The sequence below is a fragment of the Streptomyces sp. NPDC047981 genome (genome assembly GCF_040653315.1).
Taxonomy (GTDB): Bacteria; Actinomycetota; Actinomycetes; order Streptomycetales; family Streptomycetaceae; genus Streptomyces.
Genome location: NZ_JBEZNQ010000005.1, coordinates 77,513 through 100,228, shown reverse-complemented (window position 1 = coordinate 100,228; position 22,716 = coordinate 77,513). Strand labels below are relative to the sequence as shown.

Here is a 22,716-nt window from a genome sequence, read left to right as displayed (position 1 = left end):
GGGCCTAGAAGACGAACTCCCCGAACTTACCGGCCCGCTCGGCGAGTTCGAGGCGGGCAGCGGCCGGATCGGCGACGATGTCCGGGCGCCCGTACAGCCAGGTGACCAGGGCGGCCGCCGCGTGCACCGTGGCAACCGGGTGGTCGTCCAGGTGCTCGGCGATGGTGCCGGTGACCTTGAGGCGGCTGGCGGCGAGGGCTTCGAGCTGGTCGAGCGCGGCCTCCCAGTGCGCCGGCGGGCACAGGATACCGAGGAGGGGACGGGCTCCGGACTGCCACTGGCCGGGATCCGGAGTTGCGGTGTCGAGGTGTCGCAGGCCCTCCGCGGAAAGTTGTTCGACCACGCCGGGGACCAGGGAGCGCGGCACCCAGCTGGAGAGGACTTCGGCGACCTGCTCCGCCGGGCTGCCGGCCATGGCCTGGGTCTCCGCCACGAGGCGATCGGCCTCGATCCGCGCCGCGTAGTCCTCGTCGCTCTCGCCCGGCTTCTGCGGGGCGAACAGGTCCTTGGGAAGGCCGTCACCGCCGTCGAGGGCACCCTCCAGATACGACAGGAGAATCATCCACGCGTACACCTGCTTGCCGATCTCCCGGCGCGTGTACGAGGACAGCCGCCCGCCTCCCATGTCATCCGTCGACACCGGCCGAGTCGGCTCCGGGGCCAGCTCCCGTGCCCGCCGGGCCGCCTGGTCCTTCGCGCGCTGCGCCCGCAGCCGCTTCCCCTTGCCCACGTCGTGCTCCCCCTTGTTCCGTACTCCCGGTGCGATCGGCCGGTCCGGCAGGCGTGCCGCCGGGTCGGGAAGGCGCCGGAGCCGAAACAGGCTCCACCGACGTCGATCGACTGGATGTCATCTTCGTCGGCCAGCACCCGCGCGTACAAGGCGGATGGCCGGTTCACGACGTCATCCTGGCTGAGCGTCAGCTGAACACCGCAGGCCAGGGCCGGTGGCGTGCGAGACGCGCGGCGTGCAGGCAGCCGCGCGCCCCACGAGGGATCCTCGGGGCGCGGTCACGACTACCGCAGGCGCGAAGACCCCGTCTAGGGTTGGCCGTATGCCTGCCCACCCCCTTGCTGACCTGGCAGCCGGCCTGCGCTCCCGCACTCTCGCGTTCCTGCGCTCCCCGGTCAGCCGCGAGTTCTGGAACATGCTCGTCGACCAGGGGCACACGTTCGTGATGCCAGCCGCGTGGTCGGCCCTGCCCCGCTCTCGTCAGATCGAGGGTCTGCTCGCCGCGGAGGGGAAACGGGTGTCGGACGGCACGACGTTCGCGATGCCCGACGAGCTCGTGCGAACGGCGCGCGAGATCGGCCAGGACCAGTCGATCCCCCTGCCGTTCACCCCGGACGTGCTGCCCGCACCCTCGGGCATGCTCGTCTTCTCCGCCGACGAGCCGCTGGCACATCTCCCCTCGGGCCTCCCGGTGGTCGCGGTCACCTGGGGGCCGCCCATGGACGGCTTCTCCGCCGGCGTGCATCTGACCTGGTGGGCGCCGATGCGAGAGGAAGATCAGGAAAAGGACGCCGTCGCCTGGGGCCGGCTGATCCCGATCGTTCCGGACTTCGACCTCCACCTGTCCTTCCTCCCGCACTTCGACACCCGCCTGCACCGCAAGCAGCTGCCCTCCGGGCTGATCTACTCGGCCATCCCGCTGCGCAGCGTGGTCGCCGCCTGGTACGCCCTTACCGCGGACGGCACCACGCTCCGCGAGGAGCGGCCACAGGCCACCGTCACGCAGGCGCTCAAGGAGCAGAAGGCGAAGAAGCGTGGTGTCCAGGTCGCCACGACCAGCGGAGGCGGCACCGCACACCGGGGCATCACCGACCGCGCCGCGCAGACGATGCGCGACCTGGACGGGGCCGACTACTTCGACCCTGCGCCGGAGCTCGCCGCCACCACGAAGAAGGCCGAGCACGGCGTCTTCGACGCGACCCTCGACCACCAGCTCGACGCCGGCCACCGGCGCCTCGCCCACATCTACCGGGAGGCGGCCGACCACTGGCACCGCCTGGAGATGCAGGTCACCCAGCGATACCCCGGAATCTTCGAGGGCCTGGAAGAACTGCGCGCACAGAACCGCTCGCAGTGGCAGCCGTGGTGCTGGATGCCGAGCATCCGCGTCTCGGCATGGCTGATCAAGATGTACGACGCGCCGATCGAACAAGCCTCATGGGATGGGCCCAGGATCGCCGCGCTGGGGGCCTGGCGCAGCGGAGGGCGCCACAGCGTCCTCACCACGCTCCCGCTGCAGGCCACCGCCAGCGGCCGCGTCCCCGCAGAGCTGACCGAGACCATGCCCGCTCCCGGACTGGGCCTGGTCATCGACGACAACGGCACCGTCCACCTGATGCTCGCCTACCTTGACGAAGTCGACGATCGCGGCACCGCGGACGCCGAACTCGTCCTCATCTCCAACTACGGCCAGCCGACCCGCATGCTCGAGGACATCACCAAGCTCACCGTGTTCCTCACCGGCGACACCCTCCTCGACGCCGTGAAGGCCACGCAGGCGTACTACGACCACGCCGCAGTCCAGAACGGCAACCAGCCCCATCCCACGGATGAAACCCTGTATGCCGAACACGCCTACGCGCTGAGCCTGTTCACCGGGATGCTCGCCGGCATCTGCACGCCCGGGGCCGAACTCCAGGACGCCGGGGCGCTGACCGGACGCAAGCTCCCGGCGCCGTGGCCACCAGAACCGAACATGCTCTCGGAAACGACGCTCTGGCTCCTGACCGGTACGCCCGCGGCGCGCTGAGACGAGATGGAGAAGCTGCTCGTGACGGAGATACCCGAGCCCGAGAAGGCGGAGCTGCGGATCCCCAAGACCGCCCTGGAGGCGCTGGCGGCGGCCGTGGAAGTCCGCACCGTCGCCACCGTGAAGGACGGCGACGGCCTCGACTGGTACTACCCCGTAGGGACGCGGGACGAAGAGCATGTCGAGTTCGCCCTGCTGCCCGGCGGCGAAGAAGTCTTATTGCGCCTGTCCTCTCGGCGCGACCAGACGCTCGTCGTGAGGATCGAGCAGTGGCACGAGCTGGTCGGCCACATCGCTGGGCCCACGGCGTAGACCTCGGTGTGGAGCCAGACACGGGCATCGACGATCCGGCTCATCGTCGGCGACCGTGCAAGCTCGGTCGCCGACGGGAACGTGAGCTCCCACCCCTTGGCGCACGGTGGTGCGGCCCGGGCGCGTGCTCGATCCAGTGCCTAGATCTCCTTGAAGTTGGCCGTGATGCCCAGCTCCTCAAGGCGCTGCTGGATCTGTTCGGCGGCATCGGCGCTGAGGACGACCTGGAGCGTTCCCTGCAGGTAGCTGATCTGCCGCTCGTCCAGTGCCATGTAGAACGCCCGGAACAGTGCGGCGAACCCGTCGGCGCCGTCGGCGCTGGCCAGCAGGTTGCTGGTGAACGAGAACGCCGCTTGCTTGTCCTTAGCGGATGGAGGAGTGTCGACGTCTGAACTGTGGGCGCTGGTTCCACGGCTGTCGTTGTCGCTCGGGCCGCTGGACGGGCCGGGGCTGGTCGCCCCGCTCGGGGCGGTTCCACCCGGGGCTTCGGGAGCACTGTTCGTCGCGCACGGTCCGTCGTGAGCCGTGCTGCATGTCGGGCAGGCCCGGGGCTGTGGCTTCGCCAGCCGCAGGCTGGTGCTCGAAAGGTTGACTTGCCCAGGTGCGGTGACGGCGACTTCTGTGCCCGTGCCGTCGACGATGCTGACGAGGTCCTCGTTGACGGCGTCGTGGATCGCTTGCTGAAGGTCGCGGTCGCCGCCGTAGAGCAGGGGCAGCCGCGGGGCGCTGTAGAACGCTGCTCGGATGTCCGAGAGGGTCTTTCCGTAGTCCTGGTCGCGGAGGTTGTGCTGCAGGGCCCTGGGGGTGAATTCCCCTACGTCGAAGACCTTGTCCCGGGCGGCGAGCGCCTTCCAGACGGCGGTGCCGTTCAGGGCGGTGAAGTTGTCGTCGTCGTGCGTGAGCTCGTCGAGGTAGCGGTCTCCGTCCGGGTCGGGCTGGGCGAGGAAGACGATGTGCTGGTAGGCCCGCCTGAGGGCCTTCTCCAACTGGTCCTTCGCTGCGGCGAGCTCCTTGGTCCCGGTCGTCTTGAGTTCGCTGTCGTTCTGTACTTCGGGGGCGGCCAGGGCTCGCTGCCGGGCCAGGTACTCGACGGCCAGGGAGCGTACGAGGCTGCGGCGCTGGGTGTTCGCTACCGCGTAGACGGCGCTGCTGGCCCACTGGACGGGGAGCTGCTGGGCGCCCTGGCCGAGTCCCATCGCGATTGTGAGCGCCTCGAGGGTCGCCTTCTCCATGCCGTTGCGCAGGCTGAACTGCGCGGGGTCGAGCACGATGAGGCGGGTGGTGTAGGCGGTGTCCAGCCCGCTCGTGGCCATGACCTCGGCCGCGGTGCGCTGGGGGTCGGCGGGAAGGAACTTGAGTTCGCGGAACGGGCCGGTGCTGGCCAGTTTCTGGGCGAACTCGGAGATGACCTGGTCACGCTCGTCATCGGTGATGGTGCGCCGGATATTGGTGACGAGCATCCGGTGGGTGAGCCGGGTCGACAGGAAGTACCGGGCCGGCTTGTTGTTGCCCTGCCCGCGGACGATGTCGAGGGCGCTTATGCCCCTGCCCTGGTCGACGAGTTCGTCGACCACGCTGTCGGCGTCCGTGATCGTGTAGCGCATGTCCGGCACGCTGGTGACGGCTTTGACCTCGGGTGCGCTGGCGCCGCGGCCCCGTCCGGGGCGAAGGGTGCCGACGATGCTCGCCAGGAAGATGAAGGTGGCCGCGCGCTCGGCCGCGTGCGGATTGGCTTCGGTCCAGGGGGTTTCAGGACGCTCGAGGTCCTGGCGGCGTGCTGTTCCGGTGGAGCCGTCGTGGTTGACGATCTCGATCTCGGCGAGGCTGCGGTAGTTCGCGATGGTGCGGTCGTCCTCGACGAGGCCGCTGCCCAGGAGCGCCTCACGAACGGTGCTGTCGGACAGGGGAAGGTCACCCGGCCCGATGAGTGCCGGTGCCCACGCGCCGGCCTTGCCCCGCTGCTGCAGGGCGTACACGGTGGCGGCGAAGATGCGGATCGTGGAGCGGACACGCTGGAACCCGGTGACCCGGCTCCACTCGTCCTTCGCCAGGGCCATCAGCATGGGATGGAAGGGGTAGCAGGCGGCGACCTCGTCGGACCAGTTCCGCCGCCAGTCAGCACCGATCTGCTCCCAGACGTGCTTGGCCCATGCTCGGTCGGTGAGCACCGGTTCGTAGAGTGCGGCTGTCGCGGTGAGGACCTCGCGGGCGGGCTCGGTGTCGAACAGCCGCCGGCGGAGGATGTCGGCGAAGTCTCCCACCTCGGTGACCGTGGCTGGCAAGCCGTTGCGTTCGAGCAGGGTGTTGAGGTCGTCGCGGCGCTCCTTGGCGGCCGCCGACAGAGCGGTCTTGTCGGTGTCGGAGGCGATCATCACCACGAGCATGGCGACGTGGGGCACGTCGTTGACCGTGTCGAGCAGGGCTCGGAGGAAGGCCATGTCCTGGGCCGCGAGGTCGGGCTTGTTGCTGCCGTCGAGGCCGTTGCCGATGTAGTCGAGGATCTCGTCGACGATGATCAGCACGGGCCGGTTCACTGCGCGGATCGCCTCGGCGATCTTGTGCTTGTCGCTCCAGAACGGCTGATAGCGCTCATAGAGGGCGTAGTCCTTGGAGAACAGCCGCCACAGGAACCTTTCGTGGAGGCTGACGGCCGGCCCGTCGAGTTCCTTCACTCCGGCCCCTGCGGTCATGTTGTCGCAGGGCAGGACGACGACGTGCGGCTGGCCGAGGTCGTGGGCGAGCGGGCGGCCCATCTTGGCCCGTGCCCGCTCGGCGACCTTCTCGCCGAGCTCTGTGGCCAGCAGGGCCTCGGGGGAGGAGGCCAGGTGGAAGGCGCCGATGCAGGCGTGTGACTTGCCGCCGCCCATGCCCTGGTCGAGGCGGGTGACGGCCCGGGCCTTGAGGTGGTCCTCGCCGCCACCGATGCGGACGGCGATCTCGGTGAGCAGGTCGATCAGGCGCTCGGTGGGGTGGGTGATGTCGCCGTAGTAGCCGGCGTCCGCGTACGGCGGCCGGTCCGTGCCGGTTGCGTGGACGGCCCGGAACAGTGACATCTGCACGTCATCGATCTGGCCGGAGGCATTAAGGATCTCGTCACGGATCTTCAGTGCCTTCCACCACGGTGTCACGCTCGTCGTCACTGCTGGTCTCCTGGGCTGGTGGTCATAGGGGCTCGTACGGTGTTCGTCATCAGTGCAGCCTCAGTTGGGCGTCCTGCTCCTGCTGGCGGCGTGCGCTCGCGAACGCGCTGGCAGCGGCGGCTTCGGCGGCGCTGCCGATTCCGGCTCGGGTGCGCAGGACGCGGGTGAAGGCGATGGAGTCCGGGTCGTTGTCGGGGAGCCGGTCGGCGAGGAACTGCACGGTCGACCACAGGTAGGTGTCGTCGACTCCTCGCTCCGAAGCCGCCAGCACCTGACCCATGGCCTGCAGTCCCTCGCCGGATGCTGCGGCGAGCGCCAAGGCGACGTCGATGGAAGCGGAGTCCCCGTCGACCTTGCCGCTGTACTCGCGGGAGGTGATGAAACGGACGCCCTTGTCGGCGTCTGCGACGAGGTTGCGCACCGAGGCCAGGTCGAGGGAGGACGCGAGCGCCTGCCACCGCAGCTCGGACTTCGCCTGGACCTGACGGCCGTAGAGCCTGATCCACCACAGGGCGAACCGGGTGCGGGCGTCGAAGGCTGCCAGAGGCTGCCGGTTGACCTCGACCGCCATGGCCTCTTGGACCGCGGCGCGCGCCAGCGGCAGGAACGTGTGGATGTCGACGGGCGCGCCCTTGGCGTCGAGGACTTCGCTGTAGCGGCCCACGACTTCCATGGCCGGGCCGGCGGCGGCCATCAGCATGTCTGCGGGTGCCAGGCCCCACCGCTCCCAGTCGGGGTAGCGCTGCTTGATCTCCGTCTTGATCTCCGCCTCGACGGCGCCCTTACGGCCGGCCGGGCGGCCCGCCGGAGCCGGGCGGCAGGCCATGGTCAGGGTCGTCTCGATGTTGGCCTTGCCCTGCTGGCCGCCGGACTCGGTGTTGGCCGGCCAGGAGCCGGTCATCACCAGTCCGGCTCGCTCGATCGAGTGCAGCAGCCGCTGCCACACCTCGGGTTCCCCGTGGCCGAAGACGATCGTGACCACACCGTCGTCCCGGACGACCTGCCGCATCTGGGCGAAGGCGTCGGCGATGAGGGTGTCGTAGTGCTCGCGGGTGCGGTGCTCGTCGGGGGCTTCGCCTCGTACCCGCTTGACGATGATCTCCTGGCTCTTGTCCTGGCAGCCGTGCGGATCGGCCGTGATCGCGAGCTCCGGCCAGGTGTTGTGCAGGCACCGCTTCGCCCACGTGTAGAAGAGGTCGGAGGCGTCCGCGTACGCGATCATCTGGTCGTACGGCGGGTCGGTGACGACCGCGGTGAAGGTACGGGGCGGGAAGGGCAGCGCGGTCGCGGTTCCCCGCTGCACGGAGGCCGGTGCGCCGCGCAGGTCGGCGAACAGGTTGCGGCACGCGGCCAGCACGTTGCTCGCGATCGACTTCCATGTTCCGGGGCCGTCTCCGATGCCGGCCTCGAAGAAGTCGTGGGAGAAGGTGATCGACCCTTCGTTGACGAACAGATCCCCGACCTGCGCACCGCCCTTGCTCTGGAACCGGGCGCCGCGCGTGGAGCGGCGCAGCTTCTTCACCACGACCGCGGTCGCATACCCGGTCAGGGCCCGCACGTAATCCCGTGACAATCCGGCGGTGGTCAGTTCGTCGCCGAGCTCGTTGATGATGCGTGCGAGCCGTACGTACGACAGGGTCTGGCGGGTGACCATGAAGTCGCCGTAGGTCTTCGCCCCGTAGATGCTCGGGCCGATGATGTTGTTGTTGCCCGGTGCGATGCCTTCGTCCGGAACGGCCGGCAGAAACGGGCTGAACGCCGGCTCCGCGGCCAGTGCCCGGTCGGCCGCTGCGACGGCCTCGCGTTCTGCGTCCGTGGGCTGGCGGAAGGTCTTCTGGCTCTTGGCGTCGGTGTCCGCAGCGAGGACCAGAGCGTCCTGGCCCTGCCCCTCGTCCAGCAGGCGGCGGTGAACGGCGAGCGGGTGGACGTGGTTGCAGAACACGCAGATCGCGCTCTTGCCCGCTACCTTCTTGCCGTTCACCACGGCATTGGTCAGCGTGGGCGTGCGGGTGGGCTTTCCGGGGGTCACGACCGCTTCCCACGTGCCGGAGGCCCGGTCCGCGTCGATGTAGAACGACACGGCCCCTCGCTCACCACGGGCCGGCATCAGCTCGTAGGAGCCGATGAGCGGGAACCGGTGGTGGCATTCCTGGCAGGGGATCGTGACGGACCACAGATAGCCCCACGGCAGGGCACCGTTGTGGCGGGGGTAGACGTCGCTCATGGCGGCCGCATGCCGGGTCTGGATCTCCGCGAACAGCGATTCGAGATCGCCGAGCAGCCGGTCGGTACGGGACATCAGGAGGTGGTCCCGCTCTTCCCCGAAGGGAAGCTCGGGCTCCTCGCTCCAGTCTTCGAACGGCGCGGAGGTGAGCAGGTGGCTGGCGAGTACCGCGACCGGGCTGTAGTCGACGGCCGATGCCCGCACGCCCAGGCGCGCGGATTCCAGGGGGATCATGCCCCGGCCCGAGAACGGGTCGAGCGTGGTCGCGCCGTCGGGATTCGTCTTGGCGATCTCGGCCTGCAGGTCGCCCCATGCGGCGTAGCGGCCTCTCATCGCGTCCCGGACCAGGTTCTGCAGCCGCGTCTGCTCCTCGGTGTCGTCGGGCCACGGCAGCAGCGAGCAGATGGTGGCTGCCTTGGCCTGGGCGGTGGGCCGCTTGGCGAACCACATGAACAGGGAGATCTCGCTGTTGCCGGACCCCCAGCCCTTGTCGCTGTTGGCCGACACCTCCGCGCTGGGAAACCATCGTTCGATCATCCTGGTCATGTGTTGCTCCCCGGTGCGTTCTTGAGGCTGCTGCCCGGGACGCGGAAGACCGCGCTCCCGGTCATGTCGTTGGCGAAAAGGGTGGCGGGGTCCTGGTAGGCACCGAAGAAGCGGCCCCGGCCGTCGGCGCACTGGTCGATGACGTAGAGCCAGTAGTCCTTGCGGTGCTGGGTGGCGATCAGGACCTCGTTGCCGGTCATCCGGATGCCGTCACTGGCCGCGCTGCCCAGTACGCCCTTGACCTCGACGTGCCGGATTTGGCTGTTGCGGCGGGCTTCCAGGTCGTAGCCGCGGCTCTCGGTGTGGACGTCTTCCACTGTCCACCCGTCGTCTTCGAGGAGGTTCTGGACGTGCCGCATGGAGACCAGTTCGGCATCGATCTCCGCCTGGACGGTGACGTCGGCCGCGGCCAGGACACGGATCCGGCCGATCAGCTTCGGGTCGGTCAGCTGCACGTCCGCGAGCCGCTCGAGTTCGTCGAGCCGCTGGGCGGTCTGGGCCTGAAGACGGCGCCGCAGCTCGACCCGCTTGGTCCGGTCGTCGATGTCCTCGGTAAGGCTCAGCGGCAGGTTCGTCAGGTCCCGGCGTGCCTGGGCGAACCAGTCGGCCCGTACCCGCCGGTGCTCGGTGACCGTGGCGGCGGCCACCTCGCGGGCCGTCGTGAGCGCATGCCCTTCGCGTGCGGGATGGGGCGCGGTCCCGTGCTGGCCGGTGGGCACCAGGTTGGCCAGGGTCTCCCACCGCACCGGACGGGCGTTGCCGCTGTCGTCGACCTTGACCAGGCTCGCCCAGATGCTGGCGCGCTTGCCGTCGCTCTCGGTCATGGTCGCCGTGTACGCGTACAGGTCGTACGGGGTGAGGCTGGTGGGGTCGGCGGCGGCGCCGGACTGGTGCAGGTCCTCGGCCAGGGCGTGCTCGGCCATGCCGATCAGGTCGGCGAACCCCGGCTCGCCGGGCCCGAGGGTGATGGTGTCGCCGACGTCGATGCTCTCCGCGGCCTCGCGTACCGCGTCGCCGCTGGTGGCGATGTGGACCTCGCTCGCGCTGCCGAGCGTGGCCGGGAACCGTGCCCCGCCGGTCAGCGACAGTCGCCGGAATCCGGTGCCGGCGGCGGTAGGGGCCGACCGGAGCACGCCGGCGGCGGCGAGCCGGTCGAGGTACGCCTCGACGATCGCGGGGTTGATCCGGGCGAACAAGTCGCGCTGGAGCAGGGTCAGCGCGGCGACTGCGTCGACCTGGCTGGCCAGGCGACGCTCGTTGTCGCGCACCTGCCGGGCCGCGCGGGTGAGTTCCTGTGCCTGGACGGCGCGGGCGGCGTCGATCGCCTGCTGCTTCTTGATCTCGTCGTTGCCGTACAGGTCGGACAGCCACTTGTCGTAGTCGATGCCCGTGATCTCGGCGACGGCCGAGAGGCTGTCGAACATCTGCCCGCGCAGCTCGTTCGCCGCGGTGACGAAGTGGTCCAGCAGCCGCAGGAGCGTCTCGCCCTCGCGTGTGTCGGTGGCGACCAGGTTGTACAGGTGGACATCGCGGAGCTGGCCGACGCGGTGGATGCGTCCCATGCGCTGTTCAAGGCGGACCAGGGACCAGGGGATGTCGTAGTTGACCAGCACGTGGGCGGCCTGCAGGTCGATGCCTTCGTTGCCGGCGTCGGTGGTGACGATGACCTGGAACTCGCCGCGCATGAAGGCCCGGCGCACCTCGTCGCGCTCGGCCTTGTTCTGCCGTCCGGAGTAGAGGCGGGCGGTGAACCCCTCGGCTTCGAGGCGCCGGGCGATCCACTCGGCCGAGTCGGCGTACTCGGTGAACACCACGGCCTGCTCGCCGTTGCCGGGGAGGATTCCGTGCTTGGCCAGGCAGTCCTCGACCAGCCGCTTCCACTTCGACGGCGTCCACGCTGGGTTGCCGATCGTGGCATTGATCTGGTCCGCGAGGTTCTTGATCGCCGCCCGCTCGGCTCGCGTGGACGTCGAACTCGAGTGGATGACCTTGGCCTCGTCGATCTCCGCCTCGTCGCCCTGGTCCTCGCGGTCGGCGATGAGGGCCGCTTCGGCCTCGCTCATGGCGCCCATGTGGTCGTGGCGCCGGCGGAGCGTCTCGGCCAGGGCATGCAGGCTGGACGCGGCCCGCTTGCCGTAGACCATGCGGGCGAGCGGCTGCGCCGAGGGCGCGAAGTACCGGTCGACCATGTCCAGCGCGGCCTGGTAGAAGCCGTACTCGGTCGACGACAGGGCGACGCTGTGGTTGTGGGCGGTTCGGCCCTTGAACAGGCGCGTCTTGCCGTCGTAGTCGACCAGGTCTTCCTTCATCCGTCGCAGGAAGTGGATCGGGCCCGGCCGGAGCGCACTGAGCTCGACGTTGGGGTCGCTGCCCGGGTCCGGGTAGATCTCCGGGTCGACCAGATGCAGAAGGTGCCGGAAGAGCCACTCCTTGCCCCGGTGCGGGGTGGCTGTCATCAGCAGGGCCCGCGGGGTGTTCTTGGCCAGCAGACGGCCAACCTGATGGAACCCGGCCGCGGTCGGGGTCAGCCGGTGTGCCTCGTCGAAGACCACCAGGTCCCAGCCGGCCCTGTCCGGCCGGATCGCGTCCTGGACAGCGGGGTTGACCGCGGCCAGCTCCAGGGAGGTCACCCACAGGTCGTTCGAGTTCAGCGCGTTCTCACGGACCGTGGCCGAGGTGAGCTGTCGCAGCCCGCCGCCCAGCAGCCGCTCGAAGTCGTCCACCCACTTCGTGGCCAGGTTCGCCGGGCACACGATGATGGCGCGCTTGACCAGGCCCAGCCGCTGCATCTCCCGGATGTAGAGCCCGGCCATGATCGTCTTGCCGGTGCCCGGCTCGTCGGCGAGCAGGAAACGCAGCAGCGGCTGCGGCAGCATCGCGCCGTACACGGCCGTGGTCTGGTGCGCGTACGGCTTCAGCGGCGTGGCCGCCATGGCACTCGACTCGGCGTTCGTGGCTGCCGCGTACATCCACTGAGTCCACATGGCGGCCAGCACGCGAGCCGAGTCGGCCCGGCCGTCGCTCACCAGCGGACGAACCGTCTGGGTGTCACCGGCCGCCAGGTTCACCTCGTGCCGGCGGTCCTGGTCGTCGACGAGGATGAGGTCCCACGACCCCGGCTCGTCGCCCGGGAGGGCGAACCGGATCGTGGCGAACTCGGGCACCCCGGCGGCCCGGACCCGTACCCGCTGGCCGCGTTCGAACGTCACCTCGTGATCAGGCTGCATGGTCATGCGCGTGTCCCGTAGTTCGTCCGGATCCAGCGGGCCAACAGCGGATCGACCACGCGCCACCCCTCGTCCGTGTCCTCGATAAGCCCCGTGGCCACCAGGTGCGGGGCCGCCTTCTGCGCCGTGGTCTTGGGAAGCCCCAGGGTCCGTGATGCCCGGGCCGCCATGGGCGTGCCGTACTCGGCCACAGCCCGCAGGACCTTGCGCTGCCCCGCAGTGAGCCCGCTCATCGTGGCGCGGGCCTCCGCATCGACCTGTCGCAGGGCTACAGCGATCGCCGCATCGAGATCATCGGCGGTGGCCCGCTCGCCCGCAGAGACTTCCAGCCACAGCAGGTGGGCCAGCAGCATGGTCCTCTGAGGGTGCCCCTCGCCCACTGCCAAGAGCCCGTCGATGACACCGGAGACATCCCGGTTTGCCGCGGCGAACCGGTCCTTGATCACTGTGCGGAGTTCCGCGGACGGCAGCCGGCCCAGCCGGAGCGTCCGCGCCTGCTCGACAGGGCGCCCCTCATCGTCCGGCGCGGCCGACAACATCCCCGGCCCACCGCCGGCGAAGAGGTGGGAAACGGCATGCCGCTCCTGCCACGCGTGCCGCCAGATCAGGGCCTGCGCACCCGGGACCCCGGCGACGGACTGGAACTCGTCCAGCACGATCAAGATCCGCCCGGGCCGGTGCTGAGCCAGTCGGGCGGGCAACTCCAGCAGCGCGTGCAGGGCCGGCTCCGGGTCGGTGTCGGGCCTGTCCGCCATGGCCAGCGCGAATCCGCCCCCGGAGATCGACACACCTGCCTGAGCGCTGCCGAGAATCTTGCCTACCGCTGGCCGAAGCTCCTCGGGCGTGTGCTGGGCCCACGCCCGCTCCAGGCGAAGCACCAGGTCGGAGAGGCTAGCCACCTCGAAGAGGTCAGCGGTGACCACCATCAGGCCGGTCTTCTCGCCCTCGGACGTGATCTTGCGGATCAGACTCGTCTTGCCGAAACGCCGTGGCGCTACCAGGGTCATCAACTGGCTCTCGCGAGTCCACTCCCTGATCACGTCTGCTTCCGACCGCCGGTTGATCATGCAGTCAGGAGGGACTGGCCCGTCGAACTCGAACGGGCTCGCGGTGTCCCGCATCGTCGACTCCCAGAGGTGTGCCGCGGAGGCCTACAGAAGGTACGCCGACAGCGTACCCGTCCGGTACGCTGCGGGCGTACAGCTTCGGAGGATCCGACGCATATCCGCCAGGCGGCGAGGCTCGTCGGCGGCGGCATCGACATCCCTCCCGCATGCCTCAACAGGGCGGCCGCGCCCTCATCGGACACAGATGCGGTGTCGCCGATAATTCGCGCCTCGCTCATATGTCCGAATCTCGCCCTACTGCCCTCTGCTGGACGCGGGTTAACTCAGACCTTCGCCCGGAACCGGGCGGTGGCGACCGAGAGGAGAGCGTCGATGGCCGACAGAGCGTCCACGCAGACGTCGGGGACCAGCCCCGCGCTTCTGATCGCGGTGGAGGAGCTGGCGACCGCGCACGACCGGAGCGAGTCTGAGCGGTCCGACATCACCAGCTCGCAGAACAGCGCGGGAGACGACGGTGAGAACCGTGACCTGAACCTCCCGAAGGAGTAAGGGATCCATGGAGCACCGGCTCGTCACCCACATCGAGAAGGCGCTCGGCTGGGACGGGCCGGGCTCCGTGGGGACCGCGTTCGCGCGCGGCCGTCTCACGGACCCGGACCTGCCCGCCCGCCTGCTGACCCCGCACAAGCTGCTGGACCTGATCAAGCACCGTCACCTGGCCAACCCGCAACTGCGCTGCTACGCCGAGGGCGAGGAGATCCACCCGTCCACGTTCCTCTCTACCAGCGTCAACCGGCGCAGACAGGCTGTGAGCCAGGCCGACATGGCGGCCCTCGGGCGGATCCTCAACGAGGGCGGCACCGTGGTGCTGGACCACGTGGACTTCTTCGACCCGACGCTGGAAGTCGCCTGCCGGGCCCTGGGCTGGTGGTCGGGCGAGCTGACCTCCGCCAACGCCTACCTCGCGGTCGGCGACACGGACGGATTCCATCTGCATTGGGACGACCACGAGGTCATCGCCGTGCAGTTGTCCGGCGAGAAGTCATGGGAGGTCCGCGGCCCGTCCCGGGCGGCACCGATGTACCGCGACGCGGAACGCAACCGTACGTCCTCCGAGGAAGTGCTGTGGAAGGGCACGATGCGAGCCGGCGACGTCATGCACATCCCCCGCGGCTTCTGGCACACCGCCACCCGCCTCGGCTCCGGAAGCGATGGCCACTCGCTGCACGTGACGTTCGGCTTCACCAAACGCACCGGCGTCACGTGGGTCAACTTCCTCTCCGACGCCGCCCGGGCCGACGAGGCGTTCCGCCGGGACCTGGAAGGCGCCGGCGGAGCGGGACCCAAGGCGCTGGCGGACAGGCTCAGCACGCTGGCCGCCGCCCACAGTCCGGAGCAGTACCTGGACGAACTGCGCTCCAGCACCCCGCCCGCACGCCACATGCCCCACGTGGCCGCCTTCGGCCGTCCCGACGCCGTCGTGGCCGTCACCGAGTTCGCCCCCCGCATCGTCCGGTCAGGCGACACGGTCCAGGTCCTCGGCGGAGGCAAGCGGCTGACCTTCCACGAGCGCGCGGAAGTGGGCATTCGCACGCTCCTGTCGGGTCATCCGGTTCACCTCGACGGCGCCGACGAGGACACCACCACCCTGGCCGACCTGCTGATCACGGAGGGCCTGTGCGAGCCACTGACGGAGATGTCGTCCTCGGGCTATACCGGTCTGGTCACGCCCGTGACGTACTCGAAGCAGCCGCCGACCTCGGGGTAACGCACCTCGACACCGCCTCGAATTACCTCCGCCACCGCTCCCACGAGGTACTGAACACGGTGGCCGGCGACCTCCTGCCGAAGTTCTCGGTCTCCACCAAGGTCGGGTACTTCCCCGGGGAACACTCCCTCGCCCCCGCCCGGCTGCGCTGCGAGGTCGAGCGGGCCGCGAAGGACCTGGGACGGGAACCGGAGGTCGTGTTCCTCCACAACCCCGAGTACTCCCATCCCGACGCCGAGACGATGGCGCAGGCGTGCACGGTCCTGGCCGACGCCGCACGAGCGGGGCTATGTGGCAAGTGGGGAATATCGAGCTGGGACCCGCGTCCGCTCATGAGCCTCGACATACCCCGTCCTGACGTCCTCATGATCCGGGCGGGACTGCTGGTGGGCGCCGACGTCCTCGAAACGGCCGAAGCCCTGGTGACGCGGTGGCGGCCGGTGCGGGTGTGGGGGATGTGCCCCTTCGGTGGCAGTACGACCGAGGCGGTGTGGGGAAAGTTCGACCCGCGGATCTTCCTGCGGGACTCCCCGACGGCCACACCGGTCCAGGCGGTGTACCGCTCGGCGTTTCGCCTGCCCTCGGTCGACGCGGTCGCGGTCGGGACGGACAACGCCGACCACCTGCGCGAGCTGGTCGACGCCTTGGCGTACGAGGTCGATGACCAGGTCGTCCAGGAGTACAGGCGGCTCCTCCGGGCCCGTCGTCAGCAGCGCGGCTGAAGTTCCAGCACCACTCGCTCCGCCGTCTCCCGGGCGGCCCCCAGTCGGGGGTCGTCCGGGTCGGCGTAAGGGCCGAGGATCTTCGCCGCGACGAACAGCGTCATCAGACGGCCATCTCGAGTCTCCAGATCGCAACGCCGCTCGCTGCGGACTCGGTCGGCGAGGGACGGGACCGCGAGGGACGCCCCCCACAGGGTCGCCGCGTCCAGACCGCGCGGCGCCATGCCCCAGTCCTCCCAGTCGAACGCGCAGAAAACCGGCGCCGTCAGGTTCGCCCAGTTGAAATCGGCGTGCGCCGGATGCCACTCGCCCAGGGACGTATCGACGTCGGGGAAGACCCCTCGGATCGTCCCCGTGACAAGCTCCTGCGTCAGGGTCTCCGTGTCCGGCGTCGCGATCCGGTTGGTGCGCTGCCCACGCAGAGCATCCAGGGAGGCGTTCAACGCGGCCCACCACTCCTCGGACAGCCGCGGTTCCTTGGTCAGCACCGCGCTGCCCACCGGCGTCCCAGGCAGCAGCTCCGTCTCGTCCGCCCGCCACATCACCGGCTCCGTCTCGTCCCGCCACGCCACCCCGGCGAACCAGGCCGGCTTCGCCACCTCGGTCAGTGCCTCCGCGGACGCGATACCGTCCCCGCCCTGGACCCCGATCCGGTCCAGCCCGCGGCGCTCGATGCGCACCCACGTACCGCGGTCCGTACGCGCCCCCACCGAGCGACGCTTACGCACCACGCGCTCGCGGTCGAGACTCATCCCCAGCGACCGCTCGACACGGTCCAGCACGCCTTCTACAGGCTCTTTACGCAGATCCACCGAGCGCAGCGTCATATGTCTGAACGTACCAAGTCCCAGTCGCGGCCCGCCAAGTCCGCCACTGCACTGCGCTGTTGGCGTAGTGCCGCCACGCTCACCGTGAACCGGCTGGTCGGTCTTCTTGCTCCCTGGACCCGCGGGCATCGCGATCCCCCGGATGAAGAATTACACCGTTCCAGAGCCGCGGCCCCCGACCACGACGTGCACACAAGGACCTGTTCGTGGGTGAACATGACGGATTCGCCCCCGGTAAGGAGCCCGGGCCTCTACGGTCGTTCAGGCAGTGGCAGGTGGGTACGCTCCCGGTGAATCACGCGCTCACTGCGCACCGCGAACAGGCGAGGAGATCGTTGTGCCGGCCACTACTTCCGTGAGCGAGAGCGCGCTGCGCGCGAGGCTGGCCCAGCGCAGCGGCTTGGACGAGGACGCGCTCTGGGCTCCCGTGTTTCACGCGGTGCGCGTATCGGGGCTGTCGTGGCCGTTGACCGCGGACCAGGCCGAGGAAGTGCTGTCCGGCCTGCTCGACAGCCTGCGCCGCGTACTGCCACCGCCCCTGGAGGACGGAGAGGATGACCGTCGGGGCCGGTACTTGTACCTGTCCGAGATCACCGATCACTACGAGCGCTGCGACACCCGACGGATCCTCGAACGCATTCATCGCGCCGGCATCACTCCAGCCGGCCCCGCCTTCGGCGGCGAGGACTACGACCCGCACTCAGAGAGCGGGTGGGGCGCTCGTCCTTCCTCCGCAGCCGACCTCGGCGGCAAGCCGTCCTGGGCCTGGTGGCGCGCCGTACGTGAGGCAGGGCCGCGGCCGTACTACCGGATGCCCAACCCGTACGTCGGGGAAGGCTCCCCGCCCGTGGACCGCGCGCTCGACCTGCGGGAGCACACGGGGAACGACACGGCCTACCGCGAGGCACTGCTCGCAGCCGTGCGCGAGGACCCGCGGCAGATCGACTGCTGGGCCCACCTGGGCAGCGACGCGTTCGAGCGCGCCGAGGCCGACGACTCCGCATTGTCCGAGGCCCTGGGCTTCTACCAGACGGCCGTCGCGGTTGCAGAGCTGTCACTGCCGTCGGCGTTCCACGGCGTGCTGGCCTGGGGCGAACTGGCCAACCGCCCCTTCCACCGGGCCCTGCACGGACTGGGACTGACGTGGTGGCGGCTCGGCGAGACCGCGAAGGCGAAGGCCGTGCTCGGCAACAGCCTGTGGACCAACCCCGACGACAACCAGGGCGTCCGCTACCTGATCGGGCAGGTGAAGCCGGGCGTGCCCTGGCACCAGCACGCCGAGGCATAGAACTCCGCGCCTCCCGGCCGCAGCCTCTCGCAGTCGGTGCGGTGCGCGCGGTCGGTGCCGCCCGCCGGGAGCAGGCGGCACCGGGAACGGCTACCGGTCTCACCCCTTGAGGTGCAGCGCGTACCGTCGCTCGAAGGTGTACGTGTTGAGATCGGGGTGCTGGCGCTCCCACACCAGCCACACCGTCCTCACGGTCGCCGAGGTGCGGATGGCCGGCCGGATGGCCTTGCCGATGGCCGAGGCGAACTGATCCGAGCGTTCGGCCAGTTCCGGGGTGTCGCTGTCGCGCGCGCCGTAGCCGGTCGACATGTGCGGCCAGAAGTGCTCCTCGGCGGGCGGCAGGACCATCCCCGCCGCCTCCAGCCCCGCGCGGACGCGGCGATTGAGCTCCGCAGGCCCCTCCTCGGGCCAGATCTCCACGATCGCGGCCGAGCCCGACGCCCGGGCTGGCCCGATCTCGATGTCGAACGGAGCCATCTGGTCCAGCTCCGCCTGGACCGTGCGGGCGGCCGCGGCGAGCTGCTCCTCATCGACCCGCACGCCGCCGGTGTTGAGCTGGCGCACGGACTGGACCGTCATGTGCAGGTCTTCGTCCGCGATCGGCGTGATCACGTCCGGGAAGTGGGCCACGACCTCCCTCAGGCGGCCGAAGTAGGCCATGACCTGCGGCTGGTCCTGCGGGAGCCACAGGACATGGGGCTTGATCCAGTCCTCGTCCGGGCCGTCCTCGCTGCCCCAGAGCCTGCTCGGTCCCATGAACCGGCGCATCACCGCTCCTTGCTGATCTTGGACGGGTCGATCGTGCAGACCACCGGCAGATGGTCGGAGGCGGTCTTCGCGGCCGGGCTGCTGTGCGTGGCGTAGCCGACGAGCGCGGGCACCACGGGCCGGGTGGCGAGCACCAGGTCGATACGACGCGGGCCCCACGGGTCCGGGTCCCCGCGTCCGTCCTCCCAGTGGCCGACGGTCGGCTGCCACGGCACGCCCAGGTGTGCGGCGGCATCGACCATGAACCCGCGGCGCAGCAGGACCTCGGCCTGCCGGCGGTCGGCCAGCTGTTCGCCGCCGATCGTCCCGTCGAGGAGCTGGTACTCCAGGTCGTCGTGGTCGTGGTCGAGATAGGGCTCCGCGTCGTAGTACTGCTCGCCGTCCGGGCCGGGGACCTTCGCCGCGGACAGGGCGTTGAAGTCGCCGAGCAGCAGGCCCGGCTTGGCGCCGCCGGTCGTACGGAAGACGCTCTTGATGCGGAAGGCCTCGTGCCGGCGGAGGTCACCTCGGAATGGGTCTCCGTGGTAGGAGCCGACGGTGATCGGCTCGGCGGCGCCGACGTCGAAGGCGCAGGTGGTGTACCCGTGCCAGAAGTCCGGAGCCCCCAGGGGCCGGAACCCGCCCCGGACCGGTTCCACGGTCTCCGGGTTCCACAGCAGTGCCGTGTACCAGCCGCGGTTGATGTTGCTGGCCATGGCGGTGGGGCCCGGCGTGCCGTCGGCGCGGAGCGTGGTCGCGCTCATGCCGCACTCGGCGGCGAGCTGCTGGACGACGGCGGACGCCTCGACCGCCCATTCCGACGGCGGCCGGGTCTCGTCCACGACGACCTCCTGAAGCGCGAGGACGTCCGGGGCGATCTCCCGGATGGTGGTGACCCGGGCTTTCCACGAGTCGCCGCCGATCAGGCCGTGCCCGAGTTTGTAGGCATTGAGGTTGGCCAAACGTATGGTGCGTGACACCTTCGACTTCTCCTTGCTCGAGGGGTTGGTGGCCGCGGGCGAACGCGGCCCGGTCAGGGAAGGACGTGCGGCCCGTACAGGGCCGCCGGCTGGTTGGTCATTAGGGCCCAGTACCGGTCACCGAAGCTCCAGTGCCAGAACTCGGTCTCGTAGTTCACGAGGCCGGCGGCGGACAGGGCGGTGGCGAGGGTGGTCCGGTTCGTCCGGGCCTGGGGGCTGATGGAGGTCGCGTGCGTGTAGCAGGCGCCGTCGGACTCCTCCGGGCTGGCGTTCACGCGCGTGCCCATGTCGAGCTCGGTGCCGTCGGCGTCCACGAGGGTGAGGTCGACGGCGGCGCCGGCGCTGTGCGGGGCGATCTGCGGAGGGGACACGTACCGGCTGGCGGCCTCGTGGAGGTGTTCCTGTGTCCAGGACGGGTTGGCCGTACGGAGTTCGTCCGCGTACTCCTCGAAGTAGCGCTGTTGCAGGGCGGGAGGGCGGTAGCCCTCGATGAACAGCAGGCGCAGGCCGGTGGGCAGGAGCGACTGGGCGTGAAGGAGCCGGTCGAGAACTCCCTGGCGGAGATGAGCGAAGGCTCCCGTTGGGTCGGACCTGCGGTCGTCGACCAGCAGGGTTCCGCGGACGTCGACGAGCGGCTCGTCGCATTCCACGACGGGGACGGCGGCCACGCGCGGGTCGCTCATCAAGATGAGGGAACTGGTGTCGTGCGGGTTTGTGTTCAACAGGGCTCCTTGATTCGTCGGCAGCGCGGGGACCCGCACGGCTGTGGGGCGTTTCTGCACGCCCGGCGGGGTGGTGGTGCAGTGGGCCGCGTCGGCGGGGAACGGCGCCCCGGGTGGGGTCTCCTGAATGTGGTGCCGGGGCGCAGAGGACTGGTAGGCCGAGGCAACGGTGTCGGACAGGGGGGGTTTGTCGAGTCGGCCGGCTTTGCTTCGGGGTGCTGAGCTACCAGGCGGTCGGGGCGCTGAGTTCGGTGACGGGCTGGAGACCGGCCCGGGGGATGGCGAGGAGGGCTCGGGCCTGGTGGACCGCCTGGAGCTGCTCGGCCGCAGGAGGCCCCCCGTCGAAGAGTTCCAGGGCCTGTTCCGGGGTGGCCAGGATCCGGGCGTAGGTGCGGCCGGTGGCCGGGTCGACAGGGGCTGGGCCGAGGCTCGTCAGAGCGGCGGCGTAGCGGACGCGCACGCAGGATTCTTCGGGGTCTGACAGGTATCCGAGGTACCGGATGCCGGCCAGTTCGGCGGCGGCTTCCTCGCGGGCTTCACGGATCAACGTGGCCTCATGATCGGCGTGGTCTGCGGGTTCCGGGGTGCCGCCGGGCAGGCAGGCCGCGCCGGTATCGGGTTCGAGGAGTACGAGAACACGCCCGTCCGGGGCAAAGGCCCAGGCCCAGGACTGGCGGACCGTGGGGCCGTCGGGGACGGGGCCGGGGTGGAAGGGGAAGTGATGGCGGGCTCGGGCGGTGCGCAGGACGCCGACCCTGTCGAGGACGGTGGGGGCGATCGGGGCCCCGTCCTCCAAGATGACGGGGCCGGAGCCGTTGATGCGGGCACGGAGTGCGGACAGGGCGCGGCGGGCGTCGTCCTGAGCCATCAAGGTGGGCAGGTCGGCGGGTTCGACGAACTCGATGCCGTCGATCTCGCCCGGGCGGGGCCGGATCGCCGTGATCTGGTCGTCGTCCCAGATGCCGCCGTCGAAGACGTGCAGTAGCTCGCCGGGGAACTTCATGGCGGGGGGCGTTGTGCGACCGGCGGGGGAGACCCAGTCGACGGCCAGCCCCCGGGTGACGGCCGCCGTGACGCCGAGCTCCTCTTCCAGCTCGCGGGCGGCGCCCTTGGCGGGGGACTCGCCTGGATCGACGGCGCCGCCGGGCAGCAGGCGGGTGGGGCGGTAGGTCACGCGCTGGAGCAGGATCTGACCGCGCTGGTTGGTGATCAGCACGGAGGTGCCGGCCCACAGGGCGGCCGAGGCGCGCAGTGCCCCGTACGCCTCATCCCTCATCGCGACGCTGGCGCGTTCGTCGGGCGCGGAAGTCGTAGTCATGTCTATCTTTCTCCGGTCACGTCGTGGGGCGCTGGGCTGTTACAGGGGATGGCCGGGGTTGTCGGCGAAGGCGCGAGCCGCGCCACGGTTTCGTGGACGGCCTTCAGTCCGGGCCGACGATTCGCAGGAAGGGCGTTTTCAGAACGCTGTGCGTACATCGCTGCGGGGGTCTCCCACGGGGATCCGTTCGCCGTAGAGTCCGGCTCGGGCGGAGCGCCTCCAGGGGCGGGCGTGGCGGACGGCCATGTTGATGTCTTCGTCCTGCGAGTCGAGGTCGATGTCCGCGATCGCCAGGGCGGGATGTCCGTTCGCGTAGCAGCGCGCCAGCCACCGGCCGCCGGGTGCCACGATCCCGGACGGCGCCGTTGCGCTGAACTGGGCCGGGATGGCGTAGCCCAGCCAGTAGTTGTAGAGCGTTCCGTATGCCTGAGCGACGCGGGCCCGGGGTGCGTCGTCGACCATCACCGACAGCAGGACGCAGTCGACGTCCAGGCGTTCGTACTCGGCGAAGATCTCCGGGAAGTTGGCTTCGATGCACAGCGCGAAGCCGAACCGGATGCCGTCCACCTCGATGACCAGCGGCTGATATCCGGGGGAGTACAGGTAGGAGACCTCGGTATGCGACAGGAAGCGCTTGTCGTACCGGGCGACCAACTCGCCGCGGTCGGAGACGACGAAGAGGCTGTTGTGGGGCTGGTTCGGCGGTGTGAGCGGGTGGAGCGACCCGAACGCCGTCCACAGCCGCAGTTCCCCCGCCAGCGCGGCGATCGATTCGGCCTCCTCGCGCAGGACGTCCCAGGCGGCACGGCTCCAGTCAGCCGGGACCAGCGTCCCGTCCGGGCCGGCTGCCATCACGTGCTTGCTCGGGTAGGTGAGCGCTCCCTCGCAGAACTGCACCAACCGCGCACCAGCCTCGGAGGCCTCGGCCATCAGGGCCCGGATCTCCTGCCCAGCCGCCCGCAGTGCGCCTCGATCAGTGGGGTCTTCCGGCACCGTGCTCTGCGCGACCGCCAGCCTCAAGGTCCTGGCCGCACGGGGACGTTCATCGGGTGCAGAAGTTGTGGGCATC

Annotated in this window: 17 protein-coding genes; 6 read left to right on the top strand and 11 right to left on the bottom strand. The window is 69.9% G+C overall.

Annotation, left to right across the window (positions count from 1 at the left end; all coding sequences use genetic code 11):
• Positions 1 to 4 precede the first annotated feature (4 nt).
• Positions 5 to 730 (bottom strand): hypothetical protein, encoded by a 726-nt coding sequence (locus AB0E14_RS05035; RefSeq protein ID WP_362412129.1) that lies wholly within the window; start codon positions 728 to 730, stop codon positions 5 to 7.
• A gap of 322 nt (positions 731 to 1,052) precedes the next feature.
• Here AB0E14_RS05035 and AB0E14_RS05030 point away from each other — a divergent pair, with 322 nt between their 5' ends.
• Positions 1,053 to 2,759: a hypothetical protein gene (locus AB0E14_RS05030; RefSeq protein WP_362412126.1), complete on the top strand. Its 1,707-nt coding sequence runs from the start codon at positions 1,053 to 1,055 to the stop codon at positions 2,757 to 2,759.
• A 21-nt stretch (positions 2,760 to 2,780) separates the two neighbouring features.
• Entirely contained in the window at positions 2,781 to 3,071 is a 291-nt protein-coding gene (locus tag AB0E14_RS05025) for a hypothetical protein (RefSeq protein ID WP_362412123.1), read from the top strand.
• 140 nt (positions 3,072 to 3,211) lie between these two features.
• On the opposite strand, the gene AB0E14_RS05020 is transcribed toward AB0E14_RS05025, so the two are convergent.
• Genes AB0E14_RS05020 through AB0E14_RS05005 form a run of 4 tightly spaced genes read right to left on the bottom strand, consistent with a single transcriptional unit; the run spans position 3,212 to position 13,329 of the window.
• Positions 3,212 to 6,211: a DUF499 domain-containing protein gene (locus AB0E14_RS05020; protein WP_362412120.1), complete on the bottom strand. Its 3,000-nt coding sequence runs from the start codon at positions 6,209 to 6,211 to the stop codon at positions 3,212 to 3,214.
• A 49-nt stretch (positions 6,212 to 6,260) separates the two neighbouring features.
• Positions 6,261 to 8,981 carry a DUF1156 domain-containing protein gene (locus tag AB0E14_RS05015; protein ID WP_362412117.1) on the bottom strand — a complete coding sequence of 907 codons (2,721 nt, stop codon included), beginning with the start codon at positions 8,979 to 8,981 and terminating at the stop codon, positions 6,261 to 6,263.
• Positions 8,978 to 12,214, bottom strand: coding sequence for a helicase-related protein (locus tag AB0E14_RS05010; RefSeq protein WP_362412114.1), 3,237 nt, complete (start codon positions 12,212 to 12,214; stop codon positions 8,978 to 8,980). The genes AB0E14_RS05015 and AB0E14_RS05010 overlap by 4 nt, the downstream gene beginning before the upstream one ends.
• Complete coding sequence (locus AB0E14_RS05005) at positions 12,211 to 13,329, bottom strand: hypothetical protein (RefSeq protein ID WP_362412110.1); 1,119 nt, start codon at positions 13,327 to 13,329, stop codon at positions 12,211 to 12,213. Before AB0E14_RS05005 ends, AB0E14_RS05010 begins: the two co-directional genes overlap by 4 nt.
• 318 nt (positions 13,330 to 13,647) lie before the next feature.
• Here AB0E14_RS05005 and AB0E14_RS05000 point away from each other — a divergent pair, with 318 nt between their 5' ends.
• From AB0E14_RS05000 to AB0E14_RS04990, 3 genes are read left to right on the top strand one after another with little or no spacing between them, the layout of a single operon-like run.
• Positions 13,648 to 13,824 carry a hypothetical protein gene (locus AB0E14_RS05000; protein WP_179499972.1) on the top strand — a complete coding sequence of 59 codons (177 nt, stop codon included), beginning with the start codon at positions 13,648 to 13,650 and terminating at the stop codon, positions 13,822 to 13,824.
• Between the two features lie 7 nt (positions 13,825 to 13,831).
• A complete protein-coding gene (locus AB0E14_RS04995; protein WP_362412106.1) occupies positions 13,832 to 15,043 on the top strand; it encodes a cupin domain-containing protein in 1,212 nt (403 codons plus the stop codon).
• Positions 14,953 to 15,765, top strand: a complete 813-nt coding sequence (locus AB0E14_RS04990; protein ID WP_362412103.1) for an aldo/keto reductase — start codon at positions 14,953 to 14,955, stop codon at positions 15,763 to 15,765. Before AB0E14_RS04995 ends, AB0E14_RS04990 begins: the two co-directional genes overlap by 91 nt.
• Here AB0E14_RS04990 and AB0E14_RS04985 read toward each other — a convergent pair.
• A complete protein-coding gene (locus tag AB0E14_RS04985) occupies positions 15,750 to 16,592 on the bottom strand; it encodes a hypothetical protein (RefSeq protein WP_362412100.1) in 843 nt (280 codons plus the stop codon). The genes AB0E14_RS04990 and AB0E14_RS04985 overlap by 16 nt on opposite strands.
• Positions 16,593 to 16,947: 355 nt before the next feature.
• On the opposite strand from AB0E14_RS04985, the gene AB0E14_RS04980 reads away from it, so the two are divergent.
• On the top strand, positions 16,948 to 17,880 hold the full coding sequence (locus tag AB0E14_RS04980) for a hypothetical protein (protein ID WP_362412098.1): 933 nt from the start codon (positions 16,948 to 16,950) through the stop codon (positions 17,878 to 17,880).
• 99 nt (positions 17,881 to 17,979) lie between these two features.
• On the opposite strand, the gene AB0E14_RS04975 is transcribed toward AB0E14_RS04980, so the two are convergent.
• The 5 genes from AB0E14_RS04975 to AB0E14_RS04955 form a co-directional block, all read right to left on the bottom strand.
• The gene (locus tag AB0E14_RS04975; RefSeq protein ID WP_362412095.1) at positions 17,980 to 18,648 is read right to left on the bottom strand and encodes a 2'-5' RNA ligase family protein; all 669 of its coding nucleotides are present in this window, start codon (positions 18,646 to 18,648) and stop codon (positions 17,980 to 17,982) included.
• Positions 18,648 to 19,607, bottom strand: coding sequence for an endonuclease/exonuclease/phosphatase family protein (locus AB0E14_RS04970; protein ID WP_362412092.1), 960 nt, complete (start codon positions 19,605 to 19,607; stop codon positions 18,648 to 18,650). The genes AB0E14_RS04975 and AB0E14_RS04970 overlap by 1 nt, the downstream gene beginning before the upstream one ends.
• A gap of 53 nt (positions 19,608 to 19,660) precedes the next feature.
• Entirely contained in the window at positions 19,661 to 20,290 is a 630-nt protein-coding gene (locus tag AB0E14_RS04965; protein ID WP_362412089.1) for a M15 family metallopeptidase, read from the bottom strand.
• A gap of 262 nt (positions 20,291 to 20,552) precedes the next feature.
• Positions 20,553 to 21,647, bottom strand: a complete 1,095-nt coding sequence (locus AB0E14_RS04960) for an NUDIX hydrolase (protein WP_362412086.1) — start codon at positions 21,645 to 21,647, stop codon at positions 20,553 to 20,555.
• Positions 21,648 to 21,785: 138 nt separating this feature from the next.
• A complete protein-coding gene (locus AB0E14_RS04955) occupies positions 21,786 to 22,640 on the bottom strand; it encodes a carbon-nitrogen hydrolase family protein (protein WP_362412406.1) in 855 nt (284 codons plus the stop codon).
• Positions 22,641 to 22,716 lie beyond the last annotated feature (76 nt).